Raw genomic sequence first — 21,744 nt, 5'->3', positions numbered from 1 at the left:
GTAGCGCCCTTTTAAAAACGCCACTTTAAAAGCTCAAGTTAAGTTGAGGTAAAGTGTTTTTTTATTAGTTTTTACTCCACTTATTCATTATTTCTTTAAATAATTTAGCATCCTTGTCTTCACAAGGTCTGGGCGAACCGCTTGGCACTCCAGATTTACCAAACACCGAATTAAAATCGATGCCATAACACATACCATTTAGCACCTCGATGCGCTTGCTACCATCACCACTCTGCCAAACGACTTTTGCCTTATCTGATACTGTTAATTGCACAGGTACAGATATCCTGCCTACAGACGAATTATTATTTGCGGCGTTCACCTGACCAAATAGCGATGCATTAGAAGAGTCATTTTCAAACTTAAGCTCTGGAATTGGCGCATACGGGTTGAGCTTTTTAAAGGGTACTTCGGTTGTTTTTGAGTGTTCAGGTGCCTGATCAGGCTTTGCGACCTCAGTTGTCACTTCTTGGGATTCACTAACTGAGTATTCAACAACCCTATCATCGCTTTTCTGCTTAGGACTGCTATGAGGGGTTTCCTCTCTTAGCGGCAAAGCCTTCGCTTCATCAACTGTTTCTGGCGGCTGATCCGATAAAGGTTTGTCTTGAGTCTTCTGCAAACTTGGTAGCTTTGTTAAATCGACACTCACATACGCGTTGATTACCTTGGGCGGTTCAGCGACTGCGGGAAGTTTCACAGACTTTCCATATCGAGCAAATAACAATAAAAGCATAGCATGTAGCGTAATCGAGATGATCCATGCTTTGTAATTCCCTTTTAACACTCAAGTGCCTCATTTTTATTTTTAAGAGTGTCAGATGAGTGAAATAGTTCATCAGAAAATGGCGGTAAGCGGTATTTTAAAAACAAAAAGCCCCAGCAGATGCCGGGGCTTTTTAGTAAGGAAACTTAATTAAAAATTAAGCTTTCTTTGGACGCTCAACAACGTCTACTAAAGTCCAAGACTTAGTCTTAGAAATAGGAGCGCACTCAGAAATAGTAACTACGTCACCAGTTTGAGCTGTGTTGTTTTCGTCATGTACGTGTAGTTTAGTCGTACGTTTGATGAATTTACCATATACTGGATGCTTCACGTAACGTGCGATAGCAACAGTGAAAGATTTATCCATCTTGTCGCTGATTACACGGCCTTGAAGAGTACGGATTTTATCGCTCATTATTGACCTGCCTTCTGGTTAATAACTGTTTTTACACGCGCGATATCGCGACGTACTGTTCTTAGCGTGTGTGTCTGAGCTAACTGACCAGTGCTTGCTTGCATGCGCAGGTTGAACTGCTCACGAAGAAGTCCTAGAAGTTCAGCATTTAGCTCTTCTACGCTTTTGTCTTTTAGTTCGCTAGCTTTCATTACATCACCGTCCGAGTTACGAAAGTTGTTGTGAATGGTAATTTACGCGCTGCAAGGTTAAATGCTTCACGAGCAAGCTCTTCAGAAACACCTTCCATTTCGTAAAGTACTTTACCAGGTTGAATTTCAGCAACCCAATATTCAACAGAACCTTTACCTTTACCCATACGAACTTCTAATGGTTTGTTCGTAATTGGCTTATCTGGGAATACACGAATCCAGATTTTACCTTGACGCTTTACGTGACGTGTCATAGCACGACGAGCTGCTTCGATTTGACGAGCAGTCATACGGCCACGGCCAGTAGCTTTCAAACCGAAAGTACCGAAGCTTACTTTGTTACCGTTTTGCGCTAAACCGCGGTTGCGGCCTTTGTGCATTTTACGGAATTTTGTACGTTTTGGCTGTAACATTACTCGCTACCTCTACTTAGCACTTTTTTTGGCTTTCTTTGGCGCGCGTTTAGCTGGCTTCTCTTGCTCTTGTACTAGTGGTAAACCACCAATAACTTCGCCTTTGAAGATCCAAACTTTAACACCAATGATACCATAAGTGGTTAAGGCTTCAGAAGTTGCGTAGTCGATATCAGCACGAAGAGTATGTAGAGGTACACGACCTTCACGATACCATTCTGAACGTGCGATCTCAGCACCGCCAAGACGACCGCTAACTTCAACTTTGATACCCTTTGCACCAATGCGCATTGCATTTTGTACCGAACGCTTCATAGCGCGACGGAACATAACACGACGCTCTAGCTGTGACGCAATACCGTCAGCTACTAGTTGTGCATCAAGTTCAGGCTTACGAACTTCAGCGATATTAATCTGAGCCGGAACACCTGCAATCTTAGTTACTGCTTGACGTAGTTTTTCAACGTCTTCGCCTTTTTTACCGATAACAACACCAGGACGAGCTGTGTGAATTGTTACACGGATAGATTTAGCTGGACGCTCGATAACGATTTTAGACACAGAAGCCGCTTTTAATTCCTTAGTAAGGAAAGTACGTACTTTGTGATCGCCAAAAAGCTGATCAGAGAAATCTTTTGAATTCGCGTACCAGGTAGAAACCCAAGGTTTAGAGATACCTAGGCGAATACCAGTAGGATGAACTTTTTGTCCCATTACTTATACTCCTAGCTATCTGAAACCACAACAGTGATGTGGCTTGTACGCTTAAGGATGCGGTCTGCGCGTCCTTTAGCACGTGGCATAATACGCTTCATTGTTGGACCATCGTCCACAAAGATCGTAGTTACACGAAGCTCATCAATGTCAGCACCTTCGTTATGCTCTGCGTTAGCAATAGCAGACTCAAGTACTTTTTTAACTAATACAGCCGCTTTTTTAGGGCTGTACGCCAGGATTTCTAGAGCGCGATCAACCGGAAGTCCGCGGATCTGATCTGCAACTAGACGTGCTTTTTGCGCCGAACCAGAGGCGAATTTATGTTTAGCTAATGCTTGCATTTATCATTCCCCTCTTAACGTTTCTTCGCTTTCTTATCCGCAGCGTGACCGCGGTAAGTACGAGTTGGTGCAAATTCACCTAGTTTGTGACCGATCATTTCGTCTGTGATGAACACAGGAACGTGCTGACGACCATTATGGACAGCGATGGTCAATCCGATCATGTTAGGTATGATCATTGAACGACGGCTCCAAGTTTTAATTGGCTTCTTGTCACCGCTTTCCAACGCTTTCTCTACCTTCTTCAGCAAGTGTAGGTCAATAAAAGGACCTTTCTTGAGAGAACGTGGCATGGCTATTCCTCAACTATTATTTAGTACGACGACGTACGATAAATTTATCAGTACGCTTGTTCTTACGTGTCTTAGCACCTTTAGTCGGTTTACCCCATGGAGACACAGGATGACGACCACCAGATGTACGACCTTCACCACCACCGTGCGGGTGATCTACCGGGTTCATGGCAACACCACGAACTGTCGGACGGATACCACGCCAGCGATTTGCACCAGCTTTACCTAGTGAACGAAGCATATGCTCAGCATTGCCTACTTCACCAAGTGTTGCGCGACAGTCAGCTGGAACTTTACGAACTTCGCCAGAACGAAGACGTAGAGTTACGTATTGACCTTCACGAGCAAGGATTTGAACGTATGCACCAGCAGAACGTGCGATTTGCGCGCCTTTACCTGGTTTTAATTCTACGTTGTGAACAGTCGAACCTACAGGCATGTTACGCATTGGTAACGTGTTACCAGCTTTGATTGGTGCATCAATACCAGATTGGATTGAATCACCAGCTTTTAAGCCTTTAGGTGCAATAATGTAACGACGCTCACCGTCTGCATATAATACAAGAGCGATGTTTGCGCTACGGTTTGGATCATACTCTAGACGCTCAACAACAGCTGGAATGCCATCTTTAGTGCGTTTAAAGTCGATTACACGGTAATGATGCTTATGACCACCACCGATGTGACGAACCGTGATACGACCTTTGTTATTACGACCACCAGACTTAGAGTTTTTCTCTAGTAGTGGTGCGTAAGGTTTACCCTTATGTAGATCTGGGTTAACCACTTTAACCAGGTGACGACGACCCGCAGAAGTTGGTTTACACTTTTGAAGTGCCATAATTCTAACTCCCCTTATTACTCGGCGCCGCCGACAAAGTCTAGCTCGCTACCTTCTTTAAGAGTAACGTAAGCTTTCTTCCAGTCTGAACGACGACCGAAACGCATGCCAGTACGTTTTGTTTTACCCTTAACGTTTAGTGTGCGAACACCAGTTACTTCTACTTCAAAAAGCTTTTCTGCTGCAGCTTTGATTTCAGCTTTAGTTGCATCAGAAGCTACTTTGAAAACAATCGTGTTGTTCTCTTCAGCAGCGATAGTGCTTTTCTCAGAGATGTGTGGAGCAAGGATCACTTTTAAAAGACGTTCTTCACGGATCATGCTAGCGCCTCCTCAAGTTGCTTAACAGCAGCAGCTGTAATAAGTACCTTATCGAAAGCGATTAGGCTTACAGGATCGATACCAGCTACATCACGCGTGTCAACCTTGTATAGGTTACGTGCCGATAAGAAAAGATTCTCATCTACTTCTTCAGTCACGATTAGAACATCTTTAAGCTCAAGTTCTTTAAGCTTAGCAACTAGTTCTTTAGTTTTTGGTGCTTCAAGACCAAACTGCTCAACAACGATTAAACGCTCTTGACGAACTAATTCAGATAAGATGCTTTTGATCGCACCGCGGTACATTTTACGGTTTACTTTTTGGCTGTGATCTTGTGGTTTAGCTGCGAAGCTAACGCCACCTGAACGCCAAATTGGGCTACGAATTGTACCAGCACGTGCACGGCCAGTACCTTTTTGAGACCATGGTTTTTTACCACCACCGCTAACTTCAGAACGTGTCTTCTGAGCACGAGTACCTTGACGAGCACCTGCTGCGTAAGCAACAACTACTTGGTGTACTAATGCTTCGTTAAACTCACGTCCAAAAGTAGCTTCAGAAACTTCAAGAGCGCCAGAAGCGTCTTTAATTGCTAATTCCATCACTAAATCTCCAGGACTTATGCTTTAACAGCTGGTTTAACGATAACGTCACCGCCGATAGCGCCAGGTACTGCACCTTTAACTAAAAGCAAGTTACGCTCAGCGTCAACGCGAACTAGTTCTAAGTTTTGAGTCGTTACACGCTCAGCACCCATGTGACCGGCCATTTTCTTACCTTTAAACACCTTACCAGGTGATTGGTTTTGACCGATTGAACCAGGAGCACGGTGAGATAGAGAGTTACCGTGAGTAGCGTCTTGCATGCTGAAGTTCCAGCGCTTAACACCACCTTGGAAACCTTTACCTTTAGAAGTACCGGTTACGTCAACTTTGTTGATTTCGTTGAATAATTCAACAGTAAGCTCAGCGCCTACTTCAAAATCGCCTTCACCACCATTTAGGCGGAATTCCCACAGACCGCGACCCGCTTCAACACCAGCTTTAGCGAAGTGACCCGCTGCTGCTTTGTTTACACGGCTTGCTTTTTTAGTGCCTGCGGTTACTTGAAGCGCGTTATAACCGTCAGTTGCTTCAGATTTGATCTGAGCAATGCGGTTAGGTGTCGCTTCGATAACTGTCACAGGGATAGATACACCATCTTCAGTGAAGATACGTGTCATACCCACTTTACGACCGACTAGACCTAATGCCATTTTCCTAAAACCTCTCTAATCTTCCGATTAACCCAGGCTGATTTGAACATCAACACCAGCAGCAAGATCTAAACGCATAAGAGCGTCAACAGTCTTGTCAGTTGGTTCTACGATGTCGATCAGACGTTTATGGGTGCGGATTTCGTACTGATCACGCGCGTCTTTGTTAACGTGCGGTGAAGTTAGTACAGTAAAACGTTCAAAGCGTGTAGGTAGTGGGATTGGACCACGTACTTGAGCGCCAGTGCGTTTCGCAGTTTCCACGATTTCCGCCGTTGATTGGTCAATCAAACGGTGGTCAAAAGCTTTTAGGCGAATACGAATGCGTTGATTTGACATTCTTAAACCTCAATATAAAGAGCATTTAAAAAGAGCATAAAAAAACGACCGAAACAATCTTAATAACTAAGATGTCGGCTGCTTTCTTATATCTACGATGAATTCCAAATCGGAATTCCTGTTTATTAGCTTGAAATCCAAGCTTAATCTTTCCTTCCAAGTTCCCGAGGGAATTTTGAAAGCCTGCGTATTATAGATAGATTGGTGATAAATGCAACAACTATTTTGAAAATCTCAAAGGTCTAAATTAAATTTTGTTTAATTTTCGAACTTTATCAATAACATTAGCGTCTTTAAATTATACTTATGCGAGTAAAGAGGCTAGAAAATCGCTTTTAAATGGTCAGTCCAGTTAATAATTGTTATTCTATGCCGCTTATTTTTGACCACACTCGGTCTATTTAATATCTACTAATAACTTTGGTGAGTTGATGCGTATCATTAATCGTTGTTTAAATTTCATTTCTGCCGGTATGAACCGCTTGTTTGTAAAAAGTAAGGTGCTGCCAGAGAATCCGATTGAACAATACAATCTAAACCCAGCCAACCCTACTTTTTATATTGTTAGGCTAAATGCACGCTCTGATTTAGCAGCACTGGCGCGGGTATGTAAAAAATACGGCTTACCTAACCCGACCGAAGAGCAGTTATTAGGTAATGCAGAACTTGATCGCTTTATCGGTATTCAAAACCCACCACCGCTATTTGGTAACAAAAGCAAACCTAGCAATGCTCTGCAGCAAGGCAAACAAATTATTGACCACCTGATGCAATCAGGTGAGAAAAACGTCCAAGTGATCCCAGTGACGATTTTATGGGGCCGCAACCCAGGCAAAGAAAAACCAGGTTTAGGTACTTTGGTGTCTCATTCATTAACACCTAGCTGGTTTCGTAAATTCTTTGTGTTGCTATTTTCTGGGCGCGATAACTTTATTCGCTTTAGTCAGCCACTCGATTTATCTTTATTGGTCAATGAAAAAGCCGATGTTGATGAACTACCACATAAACTTTTACGTGTAGCCCGCGTGCACTTTCGCCGCCAAAAACTGGCAGCGACTGGCCCGAAAATGCCATCACGTGAACAGCTATTTAATTCGCTACTTGCCTCACCAACAATAAAAAAAGCAATTCAAATAGAAGCGAAAGAAAAAAACATTAGCCAAGAGCAAGCGCGCCAAAATGCGCTAAAGCTACTTGATGAGATTGCCGCTAATTATAGCGATGCCACCATTCGTGTTGCAGACCGTATTTTAACGTGGCTGTGGAATAAACTTTATAACGGGATTGATATTAAGTTTTCAGAACAAGTGCACGAGCTCACAGATAAAGGCCACGAGATTATCTATATGCCTTGTCATCGCTCGCACATGGATTACTTATTGCTGACCTATTCTATTTACCATTTAGGCTTAGTTCCGCCGCATATCGCTGCCGGTATCAACTTAAACTTCTTCCCAGCAGGGGGGATTTTCCGTCGCAGTGGTGCTTTCTTTATTCGCCGCTCATTCGCGGGCAATAAATTGTATTCGTCAGTATTTAAAGAATACCTGAGCCAGTTATTTATCAAAGGCTATTCAGTAAAGTTTTACACTGAAGGTGGTCGTAGCCGTACTGGTCGCTTGTTACCGCCAAAAACAGGTATGCTCGCTATGACATTACAAGCTATGTTACGCGGCATTGATCGCCCTATTTCAATTGTGCCTGTATACATTGGCTATGAGCACGTAATGGAAATTAATACCTACTTAAAAGAGCTTGCCGGTAACGATAAAAAAGGTGAGTCGGTATTAGGTATCTTTAAGGCAATTAAAAACCTTAAAAACTATGGTCGTGGTTATTTAAACTTTGGCGACCCTATATCGATAAACCAATATCTCAATGATCAACAACCTGATTGGCGAGAGTCGATTCACCCAACTGATGTTCAGAAACCACAATGGCTTGGACCACAAGTCGCTAACCTCGCTGATAAGGTAATGGTTAATATTAATAGCGCCGCTGCACTTAATGCAGTGAATCTACTTGCGATGATTTTACTGGTAAATGATAAGCACGCGTTAAGTAAACCTAAGCTGATTGCTCAGCTTGAGTTTTATTTACATTTACAGCGTAGCGCCAGCTACAGTGAAAAGGTGACCACACCAGACGAAAGTGCCGAGCAGCTACTAGAGCATGCCCTTAAACTTAATAAGTTTGATGTTATCAGTGATGAGTTCGGTGAAATTATCGCGATTAACGATAAAGAAAAAACACTGTTCAACTACTACCGTAATAACGTGTTGCACTTGTTTGCAGTACCGAGCTTATTGGCGCTGCATTTATTCAAAGCACATCAAACTACCATGGCAGATTGCCAAGCCTTAATTGCACGTTTTTACCCGCTATTTGCCAAAGAGTGGTTCTTGCATGAGTTAGATGAAAACTACATTACGCGCGTACTTGCAAGCTTCGTTGATCAGGACCTGATTGAAATTGATAGCGATAATATCAAGATCACAAACAGCAACGACTGCTTAGCGAAACTCGAAATGCTTGGTCGTGCTCTAAGCTTAACACTACAACGCTACGCTATCGTGGTTGGTTTTATTCAAACTAGCAGTGGTATTGAGCGTGAAGAACTTGAACACGAAAGCCAAGTGTTAGCAGAGCGCTTGGGCACCTTGCACGGCATTAAAACCCCTGAGTTCTTCGACAAAAAAGTACTTATTGGTTTTATTTCAAGCTTGCGAGAGCAAAAGCTAATTACCGAAACAGAGCAAGGCTTAACGGGTAGCAATGAACTATGTGAGGTGTATTTATACCTTAAAGCATTGCTGCCAGCACGGGTCTGGCAGTCAATTGACGATATAGTGCAAAGTCAAGCTCAGCACACAAAAGATTAACGCTGACGCATGACCCCTTCTTGGATCGTTGAGGCAACCAAATTGCCTTGGCGGTCAAAGAACTGACCTCGCACCAAACCACGACCAGAGCTCGCACTTGGGCTATCAATCGAATATAAAATCCAATCGTCTAGTCTAAACGGGCGGTGGAACCACATTGCATGGTCAATCGTCGCAACCTGCATATTCGGCTGCATAAACGATACGCCGTGCGGCTGTAATGCAGTCGGTAAAAATTCAAAGTCAGATGCGTACGCGAGTAAGTAATTATGAATACGCTGATCGTCAGGCATCTCACCATTAGCTTTAAACCAAATATGCTTAACTGGCTCCATCACTTGTGGTTTGAATGGGTTATGAAAAGTCACAGGGCGCATTTCAATAGGCACTTCACGAATGAACTTATTCCGAATTGGCTCAGGAATAAGCTCTGCATTTGCTTGGTAAAATTCAAGCGATGACTTTAATTCTTCAGGCTGAGGGACATCAGGCATCTGCGCTTGGTGTGATAAGCCTTCTTCTTCACCTTGGAAAGAAGCGGTCATGTAAAAAATTGGCTTACCATATTGAATTGCTTTTACACGGCGAGTACTAAAACTTTTACCATCACGGATATTCTCTACATCATAGACAATCGGCTTTGCAGCATCACCTGGACGCAAGAAGTAAGAGTGTAAAGAGTGAACAATACGCCCTTGTGGTAATGTTTCTTTTGCGGCAGATAGGGCTTGGCCCATTACTTGGCCACCGAATACAGCTCTAAATCCTAAATCTTGGCTTTGCCCGCGATACAAGCCTTGCTCAATCTCTTCTAACGACATTAATGACAGTAGGTCATCTAATACTTGGCTCATTTATTTATCCTCAATCCCGACAAGCGTTTAATGATACTATAGACTAATTGGAAGTAAATCTTTGTAAGAGCACCTCATTATGGCTTATTGGCTTTTTAAAACCGAACCCGATGCATTTTCAATTGATGATCTAAAAAACGCACCTGAGCAAACTTCTATGTGGGATGGCGTGCGTAATTATCAAGCCCGCAACTTTCTGCGCGATGGTATCAAGCACGGTGACTTGGTAATGATTTATCATTCAAGTTGTAAACAGGTGGGTGTTGCTGGTATTGCTACGGTAACTCGCGAAGCTTATGCCGACCCAACACAGTTTGATTTAAATAGCGACTACTACGACGCCAAAGCAACCGCTGACAACCCGCGCTGGTTTGTGGTCGATGTGCAATATCAAGCACACCTTAAAAAGCTAGTGAGCCTGCAGGCGATTAAAGCCAATGATGCAATCACCGAAATCGCCCTTAAAAAAGGCGGCCGATTATCAGTAATGCCTGTAACTGAACATGACTGGCAACAGATCATCGCAATGAGCGAGGGCTAAGCATATAAAGTAGCGGCCATTTTTAATGAGCTGCTATTTTTGCTATAATTTCGCCCCTTTATTTTAGAGGTACTAAGGGGGATGTATGAAATTATTGTATTGGTTAGAGGAATGGACCAACCTCCCACGCGATGAGCAACAAAGCCTTGTACCTATGACTGGCGGTGATTTGCTCGGCGATGTTTATGTAAAATACCATATCATTGATGCCAATAAGCCCCTGCTAATTACCTTCTCTCCTGCTGGAACAAATTATCAAGAACATGATATTACTGATGATTTTTCGCCTTGGGCTTATAAGCTCGCGAAAAAACAAGATGTGAATATTATCGCCTTTCAACATTTAGGCATTAGCAACTGGTTTAGGCACCGTAACCTGTTGTTTTTCATTGAGCAGCTAGCACCACTGATTGGCGGATTCAAAGAGCGGTTAGGTTATGGTTTGAGCCGAGGAGGCTTTGCCGTTGGCGCCTTTGCCAATCTATTAAAGCTTGATAAAGTTTTACTCTTTCACCCTGTTAGCACAAAAAACAAAGAAAAAGCACCATGGGATGACCGTTCAAGCACTGACATCGCGCAAAAATTCGATTGGAACGGTGACTACCACGATTTAGATTTAGGCCATGCAAAGGGTTATATTATTTACGACCCAACTAATCGTATCGACCGAGCTCATGCTAAACGTTACCCACAACTCACCCACTTACGCGTGTTTGGTATGGGCCATAGTGTTCATGCAACATATTTAAATAAGTTTGGCTTTTATAAAGATGTTGCTGTTGATTTTATAAGCCACCAGCAAGTTGATATCGCCCAATTCCGCCAGCAAACCAAAACGCTACGCTTTAAAGAAGACTATTATCGTCGCCTAAATAAGGCAAACAAGAGTTCGCCACATCGTTTAGCCTTACTAAGCACCGCGCATACAATTTTAGCTGAAGAAAAAGCCGAGCACATGCAAGAGCAAAAAGATGCGATTGATGTGCAACCGCTGATTGATGTTGCAATCAAACATCAAGATGAGCACCCAAACGATGCAATTAAGGTCTTAGAAGTGGCTCAGCAACTCTCACCCGATGATCCTGTGATAGACCATAAACTAAAACAGTTGAAGTGATACAGCAGCTGTAAGTTTAGAAGCATTAGCAGTAAGCGGCAAAAATCCAACTTATGAATCAAATAAGCTCTGTTAAAAAGCCTCCTTTTCGATAAGCTTAAAGCTTCCAGCTATCCCCTCCCATACCTATCATCAAATCGCTCGATGTCAGTTTCATCAAGTATCGCTCCGGTTTGTACTTCGATAACGATTAGTGGCGTGTATTGTTGATTAGCAAGGCTGTGTAGCTGCTTAGCCGCGATGTAACAAGATTGGTCGGCGGATAATTCAAATTCATCATCACCTACTCGCACGCTTGCCACTCCAAATACGACGACCCAATGTTCTGCACGGTGCTGATGGCGTTGAGTTGAGAGCTTTGCGCCGCTGTTTACGATTATTTTCTTTACTTTAAAGCCAGTGCTTTCAATTAAAGTTCGATAGTTGCCCCAAGGTCTGAATACGGCTTGATGGTGGGTTAGTTTATCGCTATCAACAACAGCAAGCTGTTTAAGTAAATCAGGAAGCTTATCGAGCGCACTTTTGTCTGCCACTAAGGTGGCATCATGAGTATGTATAATTGCTTGATTACTCACGCCGAGCGCCGCAATAGTGTGGTCAGCCTCGCTGATCAGTAGATTATTTTCGCTATCTAAACTCACTCCTTGTGAGGCTAAATAGTTGCCATGATGGTCTTTTTCTGCGATTTTCGATAATGCAGAAAAGCTGCCAACATCGCTCCAATTTAAGTCAACAGGTATAACAGCAACGTTAGCGCTACGCTCCAAAATAGCATAATCAATAGAATCACTTGGGCATGCTGTGAGCGCACCCGCAACAGGCCGTTGAAACCCTAAATCTGCGGTGAAGCTAGCCGCTTTTGCGACACTGTCAGCAATCTTTGGCGCAAAACGATTAAGCTCACTCAAGTACACATCTGGCAAAAATAAAAACATGCCACTATTCCAGCCATACTCACCACTGGCAAGGTATTTTTCGGCTAATTGCAGAGCTGGTTTTTCTTTGAAGTCAGCCACCTTAAAACAGCCTTTATGAGCTAACTGTTCACCTTGGCGAATATAACCATAGCCGGTATGTGGCTCAGTGGGAGTAATGGCAAAGGTTACTAATTGTTGTTGCTGACAAAGCGCTATCGCATTATCTAAGCAGGCAATAAGTTTATCAAAATCACTGATATGATGATCAGCAGGCATCACCAACAAGGGATCAGTTAGACCATTTTGCAGTGCAAATTCAGCGGCTAGGGCAATCGCGGGGGCGGTATTTTTACCTTCAGGTTCAAGCAATAAAGTATAGCTATCTGTGATTTCTGCAATTTGCGCTTTAGCGATAAAGCGATGCTCTTCATTGCACACTAGAATTGGTGCATTAAATCGTGAGTCAGCCACTCGTAAAAGCGTGCTCTGTAACAGTGATTTTTCGCTAAGCAAAGACAAAAACTGCTTAGGCATCGCTTTACGCGACAAAGGCCATAAACGAGAACCTATGCCACCAGCAAGAATAACGGGGGTGATTTTGCGACTCATGATTGCTTAAAGTAAATAATCCAACCATGAGTTTAACAAATTTTTGAGTATGCGGCTTCGAGCAATTACAGTAACTGAAATTGATCAGCATCTAAGTGAGCAGGAAACGCTCTTCGAAAGTCATCAAGCGGTGATTTTTCTAAGCGCTGAATAATGATACCCGATTGGCCATCTTCGAGCTTAGCCAAGGTGTCACCTTTAAAATCATAAACGGCAGTTCCACCACTGTGGGCAACATTATTACCATCAGCACCAATGCGATTGACACCCACGACATAACACAGGTTTTCCATTGCGCGTGCTTTTAGCAGGGTATCCCAGACATGGCGACGAGCTGCTGGCCAATTAGCTACGTTGATCATCACATCGTAGTCGTTGCAATTACGCTGAAATACAGGAAAGCGTAAGTCGTAACACACTTGCGGCAAAATGCGAAAATCATTGATAGCGAATACCTCGCGATGCTCGCCTGCTGCGACGAAATTGCCTTCGTTACCTAAACAGAATAAATGGCGTTTGTCGTAATACTTCACTTCGCCATTTGGCCAAACCCAATAAAAGCGATTAGCCTTTTTGTCGTCTTTTGCAACTAAAACAGAGCCTGCAACCACAGCATTTTTTTGCTTAGCTGTGGCTTTTAACCAGCTAAGTACCTCGCCTTGTTCTGGTTCGCTGCAATCTAGATTAATCGCAAAACCCGTGGCAAATGTTTCTGGCAAGACAATTAAATCAACTTGCTCGTTTAAACTGTTAAGCTGCTCAGTAAAGTGCGCAAGGTTAGCGCTTTTATCAAGCCAATGCAGTGATGACTGCACTAAAGCTAAGGTTAAAGTTGGCATAAAATCTCCGCGGCACATTTTAATGTGTCATCATTTTTAGCAAAACATAAACGAATCACTTTGTCGCTGCTTGCACTGTTATAAAACACACTGAGTGGTACAGCTGCAACACCCGCTTGCTCAACCAACCAATGGCAAAACTCAACATCATCAAGATCAGACACATCACTGTAATCGAGTAGTAAAAAGTAGGTACCTTCACTTGGTAATATTTTAAAACGGCTTTGCGCTAGTGCTTCGCTAAGCAAGTCGCGTTTTTGTTGATAAAAATGACTTAGCTCATCAACATGCTCAGGCTCTAACTCAAGCATATCGGCTAATGCATGCTGAGCAGGCGTAAAGCTTGAAAAGGTCACATATTGGTGAATTTTACGAAACTCCACCATCAGCTGAGCGGGTGCTACACAGTAACCCATCTTCCAGCCGGTGCTGTGAAAGGTTTTACCAAAGCTTGAGATCACAAAACTGCGTGCAAATAACTCAGGGTCGATCAGCGCACTTAAATGCAAAGCACCATCAAAGGTAATGTGCTCATACACTTCATCACTAATTACATATAAATCATGCTTAGTAACAAGCGCTTTAAGGGCGTTAATATCTTCTGTTTTAAAGATTTTACCGCTTGGGTTATGTGGCGTGTTGATGACGATGACACGTGTTTTTTCTGTAATAACATCAGCTACGGCTTGCCAATCGATTTTGTAGTCTGGCGCATGCAAAGCAACATGAACTGAACGACCGCCTGCAAGTTCAATTGCCGGTTGGTAAGAGTCATAAGCGGGGTCAAACACCACCACTTCGTCACCCTCTTTAACAAGCGCTTGAATTGCTACGAATAATGCCTCTGTTGCCCCTGAGGTGACGGTAACTTGTTGCTCGTAATTTATGTTGTTATGGTATTTTCTAGCAATCAAAGCTGCTATTTGCTGCTGTAGCTTTGCAACCCCACTTGAAGGCGCATATTGATTTGCTCCCTCAAGTACATAATGATTGAGCTGTTTTTTTAGTAATTCTGGTGCATCAAATTCAGGAAAACCCTGAGATAAATTAAGCGCTTGGTGCTTATTTGCTAGAGCGGTCATTTGACTAAAAATACTGGTGCCTAAATTCGGCAATTTACTTTCAAACACAGAGGTTCCTTAAAGATGGTTTTGCGCCCGAAGCGATGCTATCATTGCTTAAAACAGATGTATAGCCGTCTAAATAACTTTTAGAATGTCGAGGAATATATGCATAACAATACCGCTATTTCAGAACTAATTGAAGCTGGTAAATGGGTAAGCCAACGTGGCTGGGTCCCTGCTACTGGTGGTAACTTTTCAGCCCGCACTGCAAGCGGTTATGTCGTCACAGCAAGTGGTTTCGATAAAGGTCAACTCGGCACTCATGCATTTATTGAATTTGATCATGAAGGCAATCGTACTAAAGGCTCTGGCAATCCATCAGCTGAAACTGAGCTACATTTGAATATGTATAAGCTTATCCCGTTAGCTAAATTTGTTTTGCACACTCATTCTGTTGCGGCAACCGTGTTATCTCGTGTGATCAAAGGCCACGCTATCAATTTGCATGGCTACGAAATGCAAAAATCTTTAAGCGGTATCAAATCGCACTTAGATACCTTAACTATTCCCATTTTTGATAATGACCAAGACATTGACCGTTTAAGCTTACTAGTCAGTGATCATCACCTTCACACCCCTATTGAGCATGCCGTATTAATTCGTGGCCATGGTTTATATGTCGTTGGTCGAGATATCAAAGAAGTACTTCGTCATTTAGAAGGGTTAGAGTTTCTATTTAGCTGTGAGCTTGAGCGCCTAAAATTAGAAGGTATTCAAGCTGGAGTTCAGCCATGATCAAAGCAATTTTAACTGATATTGAAGGCACTATTACCCGCATCTCATTTGTTAAAGACGTATTATTTCCTTACGCGGCAGGGCAATTACCTGAGTTTGTAAAATCACATCAAACAGACCCAGAAGTTGCAGCCCAAATTGAGGCCGTTAAAGCACACATTGAACAACCCGAAGCCGATATCGACACGGTTATTAGTCATTTAATTCATTGGATTGAAACTGATCAAAAAATTACCCCACTCAAGCAGTTGCAAGGCTTAATTTGGCAAACGGGCTACGAAAGTGGTGATTTTACTGGCCACCTTTACCCTGACGCTTATGACTTTTTACAAGCCCAAAAACATGCTGGTAAAAGTTTATATGTCTACTCATCAGGCTCAGTAAAAGCCCAGCACCTGATTTTTGAGTTTTCTGATTATGGTGATGTTAGACCTTTATTTAGTGATTACTTCGACACTAAAGTTGGCGCAAAACAACAGCAGAGCTCTTATGAAAATATTATTGCCGAGCTGCCATTTGACGCTGCCGAAGTATTGTTTTTAAGCGATGTGGTGGCAGAGCTTGATGCTGCCAAAGCTGCAGGCCTTGGCACTTTACACCTTGTTCGCGATGGACAAGCAGTAAGCGACGCTCACCCATACATTAACGATTTCACAGCATTTAGTGCGGAGCTTTTAGCATGAGCCAATTAACTATTTTTAATGATAACAACGCAAACAACATACTGTTTCATAGTGAAGACTTAAGCGCGATTGCCAGTGAGCTGAATGCGGTTGGCGTTCGCTTTGAGCAATGGCAAGCAACAGCACAGATTGACCAAGATACCAGCCATGACGCTATTTTAACTGCCTATGCTAACGATATAGAGCGCCTTAAGGCTGAAGGGGGTTATCAAACAGTGGACGTTATTTCGCTTGCTAAGGGAAGTCCAAATGCCAGCGAACTACGCAGTAAGTTCTTATTTGAACATACACATAGCGAAGATGAAGTTCGTTTTTTTGCGAAAGGCCAAGGTTTATTCTGCTTACACTTAGGCGACAAAGTGTATCAAGTGCTTTGCCAACAAGGCGACCTAATTTCAGTACCAGAACTCACACCACATTGGTTTGATATGGGCAGCGACCCTGAATTCACAGCAATTCGCTTATTCAATAATACCGAAGGTTGGGTCGCTAAAAGCACTGAGTCAACTATTGCTACCAACTTCCCGCTGCTGGATTAACATGGAAAAGCTATTCTCGTACGGTACCTTACAGTACCCGCAGGTTCAGCTTGATACCTTTGGGCGTTTGCTCGAAGGTCAACCTGCTACGCTAACTGGGTATGTCATTGGTGAAGTCGAGATCACCGACGAAGCCGTGCTTAAAAGTAGTGGTCAACGTTTTCACCCGGCGTTAATCAAAACAGGCAAACAAAGTGATATTGTTAATGGCACTATTTATTTAATCACTAAACGTGAGCTCAATCAGGCTGATGCTTACGAAGTAGATGATTATCAACGAATCGCAGAAACATTCCAATGTAACAACCAAGCTTGGCTATATGTTGCAAAAAACAGCCTTTAATTTACAAATATAAAACAAAAAGACCCAAATCAAGAACAAAAGCTGTTATTATCTTCCCTATCAAAATTAATATTTTTTAGTTAAAGGACTAAACATGGGGTCGGCATTTTCACCCTTACGCGATACCGTTATTTATGTGGGTGAGTGGCAATTTAACACTCAGCAGCAAACCATCAGCGATGGCACTCATAAGCGTGAACTAGAACCTTTATTGTTTAAATTGCTGTGTTTCTTTATTGAGCATAATGATCGCATTATCACTCGCCAAGAGCTGGTTGAGAATATTTGGCAACAAAGTTTTGTTGATGACAATGCTATTAACCGTGCCATCTCTGAACTAAGAAAAACTCTCAAATCAGAAAAGCAGCCCGGGCAAACTATTAAAACCCATTACCGCAAAGGTTATAGCCTATTTATTAAAGTTAAGCCTCTTGAGCCCACCCCCATTTCAGACCCACAAATAACAGAAGATAAAAACACAGAACATAAAGAAGCTGAAACTCCAGTTAATACAACTCCCCTTAACGTGCAAAAAGCGCATTCTTCACGCTGGCCATGGTCTTTTGCGGCCTTAGCGCTTGGTTTATTGATTGCGGCTATTTGGTTGTTCTTACAGCAACCTAAAGTAAATGATGAAGCACAAAACGAAGCGCCATTTTTAGACCTGCAAGCCGAAACGATTTCATGGCATAAGGGCACTCACTATCAATTATTGCTAAATCACGACAAAACGCAGCTTGCCTATGTGCTGCAAAATGACAATCAGCATATTTATGTTGTCGACTTAACGACAAAAAAAGAGTACTCAATTACATCTGGCGCTGTCTTTTTACAGGGCTGGTCTGAAGATGGCGAGCGGCTATTTTATAGTTCATGTGAAAACAGTGACTTCAATGATTGTAGTGCTTGGCAAGCAAGCAATTTGCTATCAAATGAAGTATTACTAAAGCCAGTTACAAATCAATCTATATTAAATATCACACCAGATCAGTACATTGAAATTGGTAATACGGCAATTACAAGACGTAATAATTACCGTGGCTTAACTCACCTATCTGCTCTGTATGCGCAAGACTTAAAGACCGGTGAAGAAATTCGCATTACATCACCTAATATTACTGGCACTGGCGATTATATTTTAACAACACTTAAAAACCCCAACCGTGTTATTTTTGAACGCCACAATGTTGGCCAAGCAGAAATTTATATAGCGAATTTAGACGGTAGCTCACTCAAACTTTTAACCACCAACGAATACCGAGCTTGGGCTGCAACTTATGATAAACAAACTAACTCGCTTGTTTGGTATAACCGCGGTAAATTAACTATTGAATCATTTTCATTTGATACCATGAGTCGGGGACAAGCCATTAAAGCCCCAGTAAAACGAGCAAATTACGCTTACCCTCTTAATAAACAAAGTGTACTGATCAGCACTGATTTACACGACAGTGATGCGGCTATATTTGACATAAAATCAAAACAAATGAGCTATATTGCCACAGCTAATAAGCATGAAGGTGATTTGGTCGCCCTGACTAATAATGATGTCTACTTCGCTGATCTTGAATACTATAAACGACAGCACTGGCTCAGAAAAAACAACCAATATATAGATATAACCGACAAAATTGGTGAAGATACCACCATTATTTCTGCAAATAACGACAGCAGTCAGCTGGTGAGTTTTAATAAAAGCAATCAAAAGCTAAGCTTATTAAATGCCAATGACTTTTCAGAAGTTAAACACTGGACACTACCAGGAAACAGCAAACTAGCAGCAGTCAGAGGTAATAAAATTGCAGTAATCTTTACCGAGCTTAGTAACCAGCAAAACCAACTAATGATTTTGCACACCAACAGCGATCAGGTTGTCAAAAGCACCATCGACACCCCATTGGCAATTGCTTGGTATGATGATAATCAGCTAATCGTCCATTCTAAATACGGAAAATATTTGCTTTTAGATAGTGACAGCAATACTTATAGTGAGCTGATAACTCCTGACAAACTAATAGAGCTAAAGCCTTCAATTATCACTATGACAAGCAACCATCACAGCTTATATATTGCCACAAATAATGAAATTTATAGTATTGACTTGGCAAACATACAAAATGTTGATCTAGCAATGAAAATGCGGCCCTTACACTATATAACGCATATCAATGCGAGTAATGACAAGCTGGCGATTTCGTTACTAACCGCAAATAGTCAAAATAGCATTGAGCTCTACACTAAAAAAAGTGCTGAGTAATTTTCTATTTTAATTGCTTTAGAATACCTTGCTCGATATCAGATTGGTTATAAACGCCGCTATCGAGCACCCAGCCTGTGACTAGGCTAGCCGGTGTAACATCAAATGCCGGGTTATAAACCTTCGCGTTAGTTGGTGCCCATATTGCTTCGCCAAAACTGCCACTAACACCGCGCACTTCATTAGGGCTGCGTTGCTCAATTTCGATATTCGCACCACACGCCGTTTGTGTATCAAGTGTCGTAAGTGGCGCAACGACATAAAATGGAATGTTATGGAAATGCGCTAACACAGCAAGGTTATATGTACCTACCTTATTAGCAAAGTCACCGTTTGCAGCAATACGGTCTGCACCTACAAAGATTTTATCTACTTTGCCCGCAGCCATTAAACTCGCCGCCATGTTATCGCAAATCAAGGTATAAGGAATTTGCCAGCGCTCAAGCTCAAAAGCCGTTAAGCGGCCGCCTTGCAGTAGCGGTCTCGTTTCATCAACCCAAACATGAATATCACCGTGGCGTTGCTGCGCTTTATGAATAACCCCTAATGCAGTACCGACACCCGCAGTCGCTAACGCACCGGTATTACAGTGCGTTAAAATGTTATCACCTTTATCAACCAAGGCAGCACCACGTTCTGCCATGCTATCGCAAAGGGCAATATCTTCTTTAAATAACTGCTCAGCAGTAGAGGCAACAGCTGCAACATAATCAGTCTCTACAAGCGCTACGCGTAACTTGGCCATGCAGTGCATAAGGTTAACGGCGGTTGGGCGTGTTGCTTCTAGTTCATCTATAGCAACCGCAAGTGCTGATTGACTCATGCCCTGCTCGGCTAGGTGTGCAACCAATAAGCTAGCACCTAAGCCAATTAAAGGCGCTCCCCGGATTTTCAAAGTCAGAATCAAATCTTTCATCGTTTCAACATCGTTACATACATGCCAATGCTGTTGATGTGGTAACAAATACTGATCAAGCACGGTTAGCGTACCTTGCTGATATTTAATACTGCTGGCGATGAGATCTTGCATACTGAATCCGAATAACTAATGAATAACTAATTTATGTGAATAGTTATTTTACATCAGTTTTGATAACTAACAAACTAGATGTATGGACATCTAAACGGTTACAGGTATAGAATGCTCAAAGTTAATTGTATTACGAGATAGAGCCATGGCTAAATACACTGCCTTTAATGCAGAGCATGCTGTTGATTACATTAAAGAACTTGTTAAAAGTGAACTAATTTCAGTCTTCCCTGCTGATGCAGCACTGACTGCATACGAGTTTGGAGATGGAAACTTAAACTTAGTTTTTCGGGTTGCTGATCAGCACAACAACAGTGTAATTCTAAAGCAAGCACTCCCTTATGCCCGCTGCGTAGGTGAGTCATGGCCATTATCGTTAGACCGCGCCAGAATCGAAGCCGAAGTATTGATTAATCATGGTAAGTTATGCCCAGAGCATACCGTGGCGATATTGCATCACAATGTAGAGCTGGCATTAACCGTGTTAGAAGATTTAGGTGAGTTACAAATTTTACGTGGCGCACAAATCAACGCAGAGCAATTTCCCTTATTGGCAAGTCATGTTGCGCTCTACTTAAGCCGAACAGGCTTTTATAACTCAGATTTTTACTTATCTGCTGAAGATAAAAAAGCCAAAGTCAGTCAATTTATTAACCCTGATTTATGTAAGATCACAGAAGACTTATTTTTCACTGATCCGTACATTGAGCATGAGCGCAATAATTTCCCTGCAGAGCTTACTGAGCACGTCGAAAGTATTCGTAATAATGATGCTTTAAAATTGGCCGCTGCTAAATTAAAAGCGAAATTTTTATCGTGCCCGCAAACTTTATTGCATGGCGATATGCACAGTGGCAGCATTTTTGTTGATAGCAAAACCACTAAAATGATCGACCCAGAGTTCGGCTTTTTTGGCCCTGTTGGCTTTGATATCGGCTCATTTATGGGTAACTTGCTACTAAATTACTGTGCCCAAAACGCCCGTATTACAGAGCAAGCAAAGCGCCGTCAGTATCAAACCCATTTATTAACTTGCTTACAAGACTGTTATAGCCAATTTGAGCAACATTGGTTAAACCTAGCAAGCAGGGAAGCAACTGATATTAGCTTTGCAAACCGCGCCTTTAGCGAAGATTACTTACAACACGTATTGCGTGATGCGATTGGCTACTGTGGCGCTGAACTTATTCGCCGTACTATTGGTTTAGCCCATGTTGCAGATATAGACGGTATTGAAGATGCACAAGCTCGTTTAGCAGTACAACAGCAAACGCTCGTACTCGGCGAGCAACTGATGCTCAATGCCACAAGCTGTAACAATAAAGACGAGTTCTTTTCGTTGTTAATCAGTTTATTAAACTGATAGTCAAAAAGTAAAAAGGC

26 protein-coding genes are annotated in these 21,744 nt (G+C 42.4%); 9 read left to right on the top strand and 17 right to left on the bottom strand.

Going from position 1 to position 21,744, the window contains the following annotated elements:
• Nucleotides 1-64: 64 nt before the first annotated feature.
• The 12 genes from CWB80_RS01990 to rpsJ all read right to left on the bottom strand — a co-directional run bounded on the left by CWB80_RS01990 (nt 65) and on the right by rpsJ (nt 5,891).
• Nucleotides 65-700 carry a hypothetical protein gene (locus tag CWB80_RS01990; RefSeq protein WP_138686270.1) on the bottom strand — a complete coding sequence of 212 codons (636 nt, stop codon included), beginning with the start codon at nt 698-700 and terminating at the stop codon, nt 65-67.
• A 223-nt stretch (nt 701-923) separates the two neighbouring features.
• On the bottom strand, nt 924-1,181 hold the full coding sequence (gene rpsQ, locus CWB80_RS01985) for a 30S ribosomal protein S17 (RefSeq protein WP_054552372.1): 258 nt from the start codon (nt 1,179-1,181) through the stop codon (nt 924-926).
• Nucleotides 1,181-1,372 carry a 50S ribosomal protein L29 gene (rpmC, locus tag CWB80_RS01980; protein WP_054552371.1) on the bottom strand — a complete coding sequence of 64 codons (192 nt, stop codon included), beginning with the start codon at nt 1,370-1,372 and terminating at the stop codon, nt 1,181-1,183. The genes rpsQ and rpmC overlap by 1 nt, the downstream gene beginning before the upstream one ends.
• Complete coding sequence (gene rplP / locus CWB80_RS01975) at nt 1,372-1,785, bottom strand: 50S ribosomal protein L16 (RefSeq protein ID WP_036974208.1); 414 nt, start codon at nt 1,783-1,785, stop codon at nt 1,372-1,374. Before rplP ends, rpmC begins: the two co-directional genes overlap by 1 nt.
• Before the next feature lie 12 nt (nt 1,786-1,797).
• A complete protein-coding gene (gene rpsC / locus CWB80_RS01970) occupies nt 1,798-2,499 on the bottom strand; it encodes a 30S ribosomal protein S3 (RefSeq protein ID WP_054552370.1) in 702 nt (233 codons plus the stop codon).
• A gap of 11 nt (nt 2,500-2,510) precedes the next feature.
• Entirely contained in the window at nt 2,511-2,843 is a 333-nt protein-coding gene (rplV, locus tag CWB80_RS01965) for a 50S ribosomal protein L22 (protein ID WP_004588690.1), read from the bottom strand.
• 14 nt (nt 2,844-2,857) lie between these two features.
• Nucleotides 2,858-3,136: a 30S ribosomal protein S19 gene (gene rpsS / locus CWB80_RS01960; RefSeq protein WP_010376377.1), complete on the bottom strand. Its 279-nt coding sequence runs from the start codon at nt 3,134-3,136 to the stop codon at nt 2,858-2,860.
• Nucleotides 3,137-3,152: 16 nt separating this feature from the next.
• Nucleotides 3,153-3,977 (bottom strand): 50S ribosomal protein L2, encoded by an 825-nt coding sequence (rplB, locus tag CWB80_RS01955; protein WP_054552369.1) that lies wholly within the window; start codon nt 3,975-3,977, stop codon nt 3,153-3,155.
• 17 nt (nt 3,978-3,994) lie between these two features.
• Nucleotides 3,995-4,297, bottom strand: a complete 303-nt coding sequence (rplW, locus tag CWB80_RS01950) for a 50S ribosomal protein L23 (protein ID WP_054552368.1) — start codon at nt 4,295-4,297, stop codon at nt 3,995-3,997.
• Nucleotides 4,294-4,899 carry a 50S ribosomal protein L4 gene (gene rplD / locus CWB80_RS01945; protein WP_062568199.1) on the bottom strand — a complete coding sequence of 202 codons (606 nt, stop codon included), beginning with the start codon at nt 4,897-4,899 and terminating at the stop codon, nt 4,294-4,296. The genes rplW and rplD overlap by 4 nt, the downstream gene beginning before the upstream one ends.
• Before the next feature lie 17 nt (nt 4,900-4,916).
• Nucleotides 4,917-5,552, bottom strand: coding sequence for a 50S ribosomal protein L3 (gene rplC / locus CWB80_RS01940; protein WP_036974218.1), 636 nt, complete (start codon nt 5,550-5,552; stop codon nt 4,917-4,919).
• Nucleotides 5,553-5,579: 27 nt separating this feature from the next.
• Complete coding sequence (gene rpsJ, locus CWB80_RS01935) at nt 5,580-5,891, bottom strand: 30S ribosomal protein S10 (RefSeq protein ID WP_002957900.1); 312 nt, start codon at nt 5,889-5,891, stop codon at nt 5,580-5,582.
• 431 nt (nt 5,892-6,322) lie between these two features.
• Between rpsJ and plsB the strand changes: the two genes are divergently transcribed.
• Nucleotides 6,323-8,773: a glycerol-3-phosphate 1-O-acyltransferase PlsB gene (plsB, locus tag CWB80_RS01930; RefSeq protein WP_138599067.1), complete on the top strand. Its 2,451-nt coding sequence runs from the start codon at nt 6,323-6,325 to the stop codon at nt 8,771-8,773.
• On the opposite strand, the gene tesB is transcribed toward plsB, so the two are convergent.
• Entirely contained in the window at nt 8,770-9,627 is an 858-nt protein-coding gene (gene tesB, locus CWB80_RS01925) for an acyl-CoA thioesterase II (protein ID WP_054552365.1), read from the bottom strand. The two genes, plsB and tesB, sit on opposite strands and share 4 nt — an antisense overlap.
• A 79-nt stretch (nt 9,628-9,706) precedes the next feature.
• Here tesB and CWB80_RS01920 point away from each other — a divergent pair, with 79 nt between their 5' ends.
• Nucleotides 9,707-10,168 carry an EVE domain-containing protein gene (locus CWB80_RS01920; protein ID WP_130167780.1) on the top strand — a complete coding sequence of 154 codons (462 nt, stop codon included), beginning with the start codon at nt 9,707-9,709 and terminating at the stop codon, nt 10,166-10,168.
• Nucleotides 10,169-10,253: 85 nt separating this feature from the next.
• A complete protein-coding gene (locus CWB80_RS01915) occupies nt 10,254-11,285 on the top strand; it encodes a hypothetical protein (protein ID WP_063529763.1) in 1,032 nt (343 codons plus the stop codon).
• Between the two features lie 110 nt (nt 11,286-11,395).
• Here CWB80_RS01915 and CWB80_RS01910 read toward each other — a convergent pair whose 3' ends face one another.
• The 3 genes from CWB80_RS01910 to CWB80_RS01900 all read right to left on the bottom strand — a co-directional run bounded on the left by CWB80_RS01910 (nt 11,396) and on the right by CWB80_RS01900 (nt 14,780).
• Entirely contained in the window at nt 11,396-12,811 is a 1,416-nt protein-coding gene (locus CWB80_RS01910) for a mannose-1-phosphate guanylyltransferase/mannose-6-phosphate isomerase (RefSeq protein ID WP_171041477.1), read from the bottom strand.
• A 65-nt stretch (nt 12,812-12,876) separates the two neighbouring features.
• Nucleotides 12,877-13,650: an amidohydrolase gene (locus tag CWB80_RS01905; protein ID WP_138599069.1), complete on the bottom strand. Its 774-nt coding sequence runs from the start codon at nt 13,648-13,650 to the stop codon at nt 12,877-12,879.
• Nucleotides 13,638-14,780 (bottom strand): methionine aminotransferase, encoded by a 1,143-nt coding sequence (locus CWB80_RS01900; protein WP_138599070.1) that lies wholly within the window; start codon nt 14,778-14,780, stop codon nt 13,638-13,640. The genes CWB80_RS01905 and CWB80_RS01900 overlap by 13 nt, the downstream gene beginning before the upstream one ends.
• Before the next feature lie 99 nt (nt 14,781-14,879).
• Here CWB80_RS01900 and CWB80_RS01895 point away from each other — a divergent pair, with 99 nt between their 5' ends.
• The 5 genes from CWB80_RS01895 to CWB80_RS01875 all read left to right on the top strand — a co-directional run bounded on the left by CWB80_RS01895 (nt 14,880) and on the right by CWB80_RS01875 (nt 19,331).
• A complete protein-coding gene (locus CWB80_RS01895; protein WP_138599071.1) occupies nt 14,880-15,509 on the top strand; it encodes a methylthioribulose 1-phosphate dehydratase in 630 nt (209 codons plus the stop codon).
• Nucleotides 15,506-16,192 (top strand): acireductone synthase, encoded by a 687-nt coding sequence (gene mtnC, locus CWB80_RS01890; RefSeq protein WP_138599072.1) that lies wholly within the window; start codon nt 15,506-15,508, stop codon nt 16,190-16,192. The genes CWB80_RS01895 and mtnC overlap by 4 nt, the downstream gene beginning before the upstream one ends.
• Nucleotides 16,189-16,731, top strand: a complete 543-nt coding sequence (locus CWB80_RS01885; RefSeq protein WP_138599073.1) for a 1,2-dihydroxy-3-keto-5-methylthiopentene dioxygenase — start codon at nt 16,189-16,191, stop codon at nt 16,729-16,731. Before mtnC ends, CWB80_RS01885 begins: the two co-directional genes overlap by 4 nt.
• Before the next feature lies 1 nt (nt 16,732).
• Nucleotides 16,733-17,074, top strand: coding sequence for a gamma-glutamylcyclotransferase family protein (locus CWB80_RS01880; RefSeq protein ID WP_054552356.1), 342 nt, complete (start codon nt 16,733-16,735; stop codon nt 17,072-17,074).
• A gap of 94 nt (nt 17,075-17,168) precedes the next feature.
• On the top strand, nt 17,169-19,331 hold the full coding sequence (locus tag CWB80_RS01875; protein WP_138599074.1) for a winged helix-turn-helix domain-containing protein: 2,163 nt from the start codon (nt 17,169-17,171) through the stop codon (nt 19,329-19,331).
• Nucleotides 19,332-19,335: 4 nt separating this feature from the next.
• Here the strand turns inward: CWB80_RS01875 and mtnA are convergent, their stop codons facing one another.
• Nucleotides 19,336-20,361, bottom strand: coding sequence for an S-methyl-5-thioribose-1-phosphate isomerase (gene mtnA / locus CWB80_RS01870; protein ID WP_138599075.1), 1,026 nt, complete (start codon nt 20,359-20,361; stop codon nt 19,336-19,338).
• 145 nt (nt 20,362-20,506) lie between these two features.
• Between mtnA and mtnK the strand changes: the two genes are divergently transcribed.
• Nucleotides 20,507-21,724, top strand: a complete 1,218-nt coding sequence (gene mtnK / locus CWB80_RS01865; RefSeq protein WP_138599076.1) for an S-methyl-5-thioribose kinase — start codon at nt 20,507-20,509, stop codon at nt 21,722-21,724.
• Nucleotides 21,725-21,744: the final 20 nt, after the last annotated feature.

The sequence above is a fragment of the Pseudoalteromonas sp. S1650 genome, assembly GCF_005887195.1.
GTDB classification, from domain to species: Bacteria; Pseudomonadota; Gammaproteobacteria; order Enterobacterales; family Alteromonadaceae; genus Pseudoalteromonas; species Pseudoalteromonas simplex.
The sequence above is the reverse complement of the archived record's forward strand: the minus strand, read 5'-3'. Positions and strand labels throughout refer to the sequence as shown.

Bases quoted from the DNA above. Each gene is read 5' to 3' on its own strand.
- rpsQ (WP_054552372.1), bottom strand. From the start codon at position 1,181: ATGAGCGATAAAATCCGTACTCTTCAAGGCCGTGTAATCAGCGACAAG.
- rpmC (WP_054552371.1), bottom strand. From the start codon at position 1,372: ATGAAAGCTAGCGAACTAAAAGACAAAAGCGTAGAAGAGCTAAATGCT.
- rplP (WP_036974208.1), bottom strand. From the start codon at position 1,785: ATGTTACAGCCAAAACGTACAAAATTCCGTAAAATGCACAAAGGCCGC.
- rpsC (WP_054552370.1), bottom strand. From the start codon at position 2,499: ATGGGACAAAAAGTTCATCCTACTGGTATTCGCCTAGGTATCTCTAAA.
- rplV (WP_004588690.1), bottom strand. From the start codon at position 2,843: ATGCAAGCATTAGCTAAACATAAATTCGCCTCTGGTTCGGCGCAAAAA.
- rpsS (WP_010376377.1), bottom strand. From the start codon at position 3,136: ATGCCACGTTCTCTCAAGAAAGGTCCTTTTATTGACCTACACTTGCTG.
- rplB (WP_054552369.1), bottom strand. From the start codon at position 3,977: ATGGCACTTCAAAAGTGTAAACCAACTTCTGCGGGTCGTCGTCACCTG.
- rplW (WP_054552368.1), bottom strand. From the start codon at position 4,297: ATGATCCGTGAAGAACGTCTTTTAAAAGTGATCCTTGCTCCACACATC.
- rplD (WP_062568199.1), bottom strand. From the start codon at position 4,899: ATGGAATTAGCAATTAAAGACGCTTCTGGCGCTCTTGAAGTTTCTGAA.
- rplC (WP_036974218.1), bottom strand. From the start codon at position 5,552: ATGGCATTAGGTCTAGTCGGTCGTAAAGTGGGTATGACACGTATCTTC.
- rpsJ (WP_002957900.1), bottom strand. From the start codon at position 5,891: ATGTCAAATCAACGCATTCGTATTCGCCTAAAAGCTTTTGACCACCGT.
- plsB (WP_138599067.1), top strand. From the start codon at position 6,323: ATGCGTATCATTAATCGTTGTTTAAATTTCATTTCTGCCGGTATGAAC.
- tesB (WP_054552365.1), bottom strand. From the start codon at position 9,627: ATGAGCCAAGTATTAGATGACCTACTGTCATTAATGTCGTTAGAAGAG.
- CWB80_RS01920 (WP_130167780.1), top strand. From the start codon at position 9,707: ATGGCTTATTGGCTTTTTAAAACCGAACCCGATGCATTTTCAATTGAT.
- CWB80_RS01915 (WP_063529763.1), top strand. From the start codon at position 10,254: ATGAAATTATTGTATTGGTTAGAGGAATGGACCAACCTCCCACGCGAT.
- CWB80_RS01910 (WP_171041477.1), bottom strand. From the start codon at position 12,811: ATGAGTCGCAAAATCACCCCCGTTATTCTTGCTGGTGGCATAGGTTCT.
- CWB80_RS01905 (WP_138599069.1), bottom strand. From the start codon at position 13,650: ATGCCAACTTTAACCTTAGCTTTAGTGCAGTCATCACTGCATTGGCTT.
- CWB80_RS01895 (WP_138599071.1), top strand. From the start codon at position 14,880: ATGCATAACAATACCGCTATTTCAGAACTAATTGAAGCTGGTAAATGG.
- mtnC (WP_138599072.1), top strand. From the start codon at position 15,506: ATGATCAAAGCAATTTTAACTGATATTGAAGGCACTATTACCCGCATC.
- CWB80_RS01885 (WP_138599073.1), top strand. From the start codon at position 16,189: ATGAGCCAATTAACTATTTTTAATGATAACAACGCAAACAACATACTG.
- CWB80_RS01880 (WP_054552356.1), top strand. From the start codon at position 16,733: ATGGAAAAGCTATTCTCGTACGGTACCTTACAGTACCCGCAGGTTCAG.
- CWB80_RS01875 (WP_138599074.1), top strand. From the start codon at position 17,169: ATGGGGTCGGCATTTTCACCCTTACGCGATACCGTTATTTATGTGGGT.
- mtnA (WP_138599075.1), bottom strand. From the start codon at position 20,361: ATGCAAGATCTCATCGCCAGCAGTATTAAATATCAGCAAGGTACGCTA.
- mtnK (WP_138599076.1), top strand. From the start codon at position 20,507: ATGGCTAAATACACTGCCTTTAATGCAGAGCATGCTGTTGATTACATT.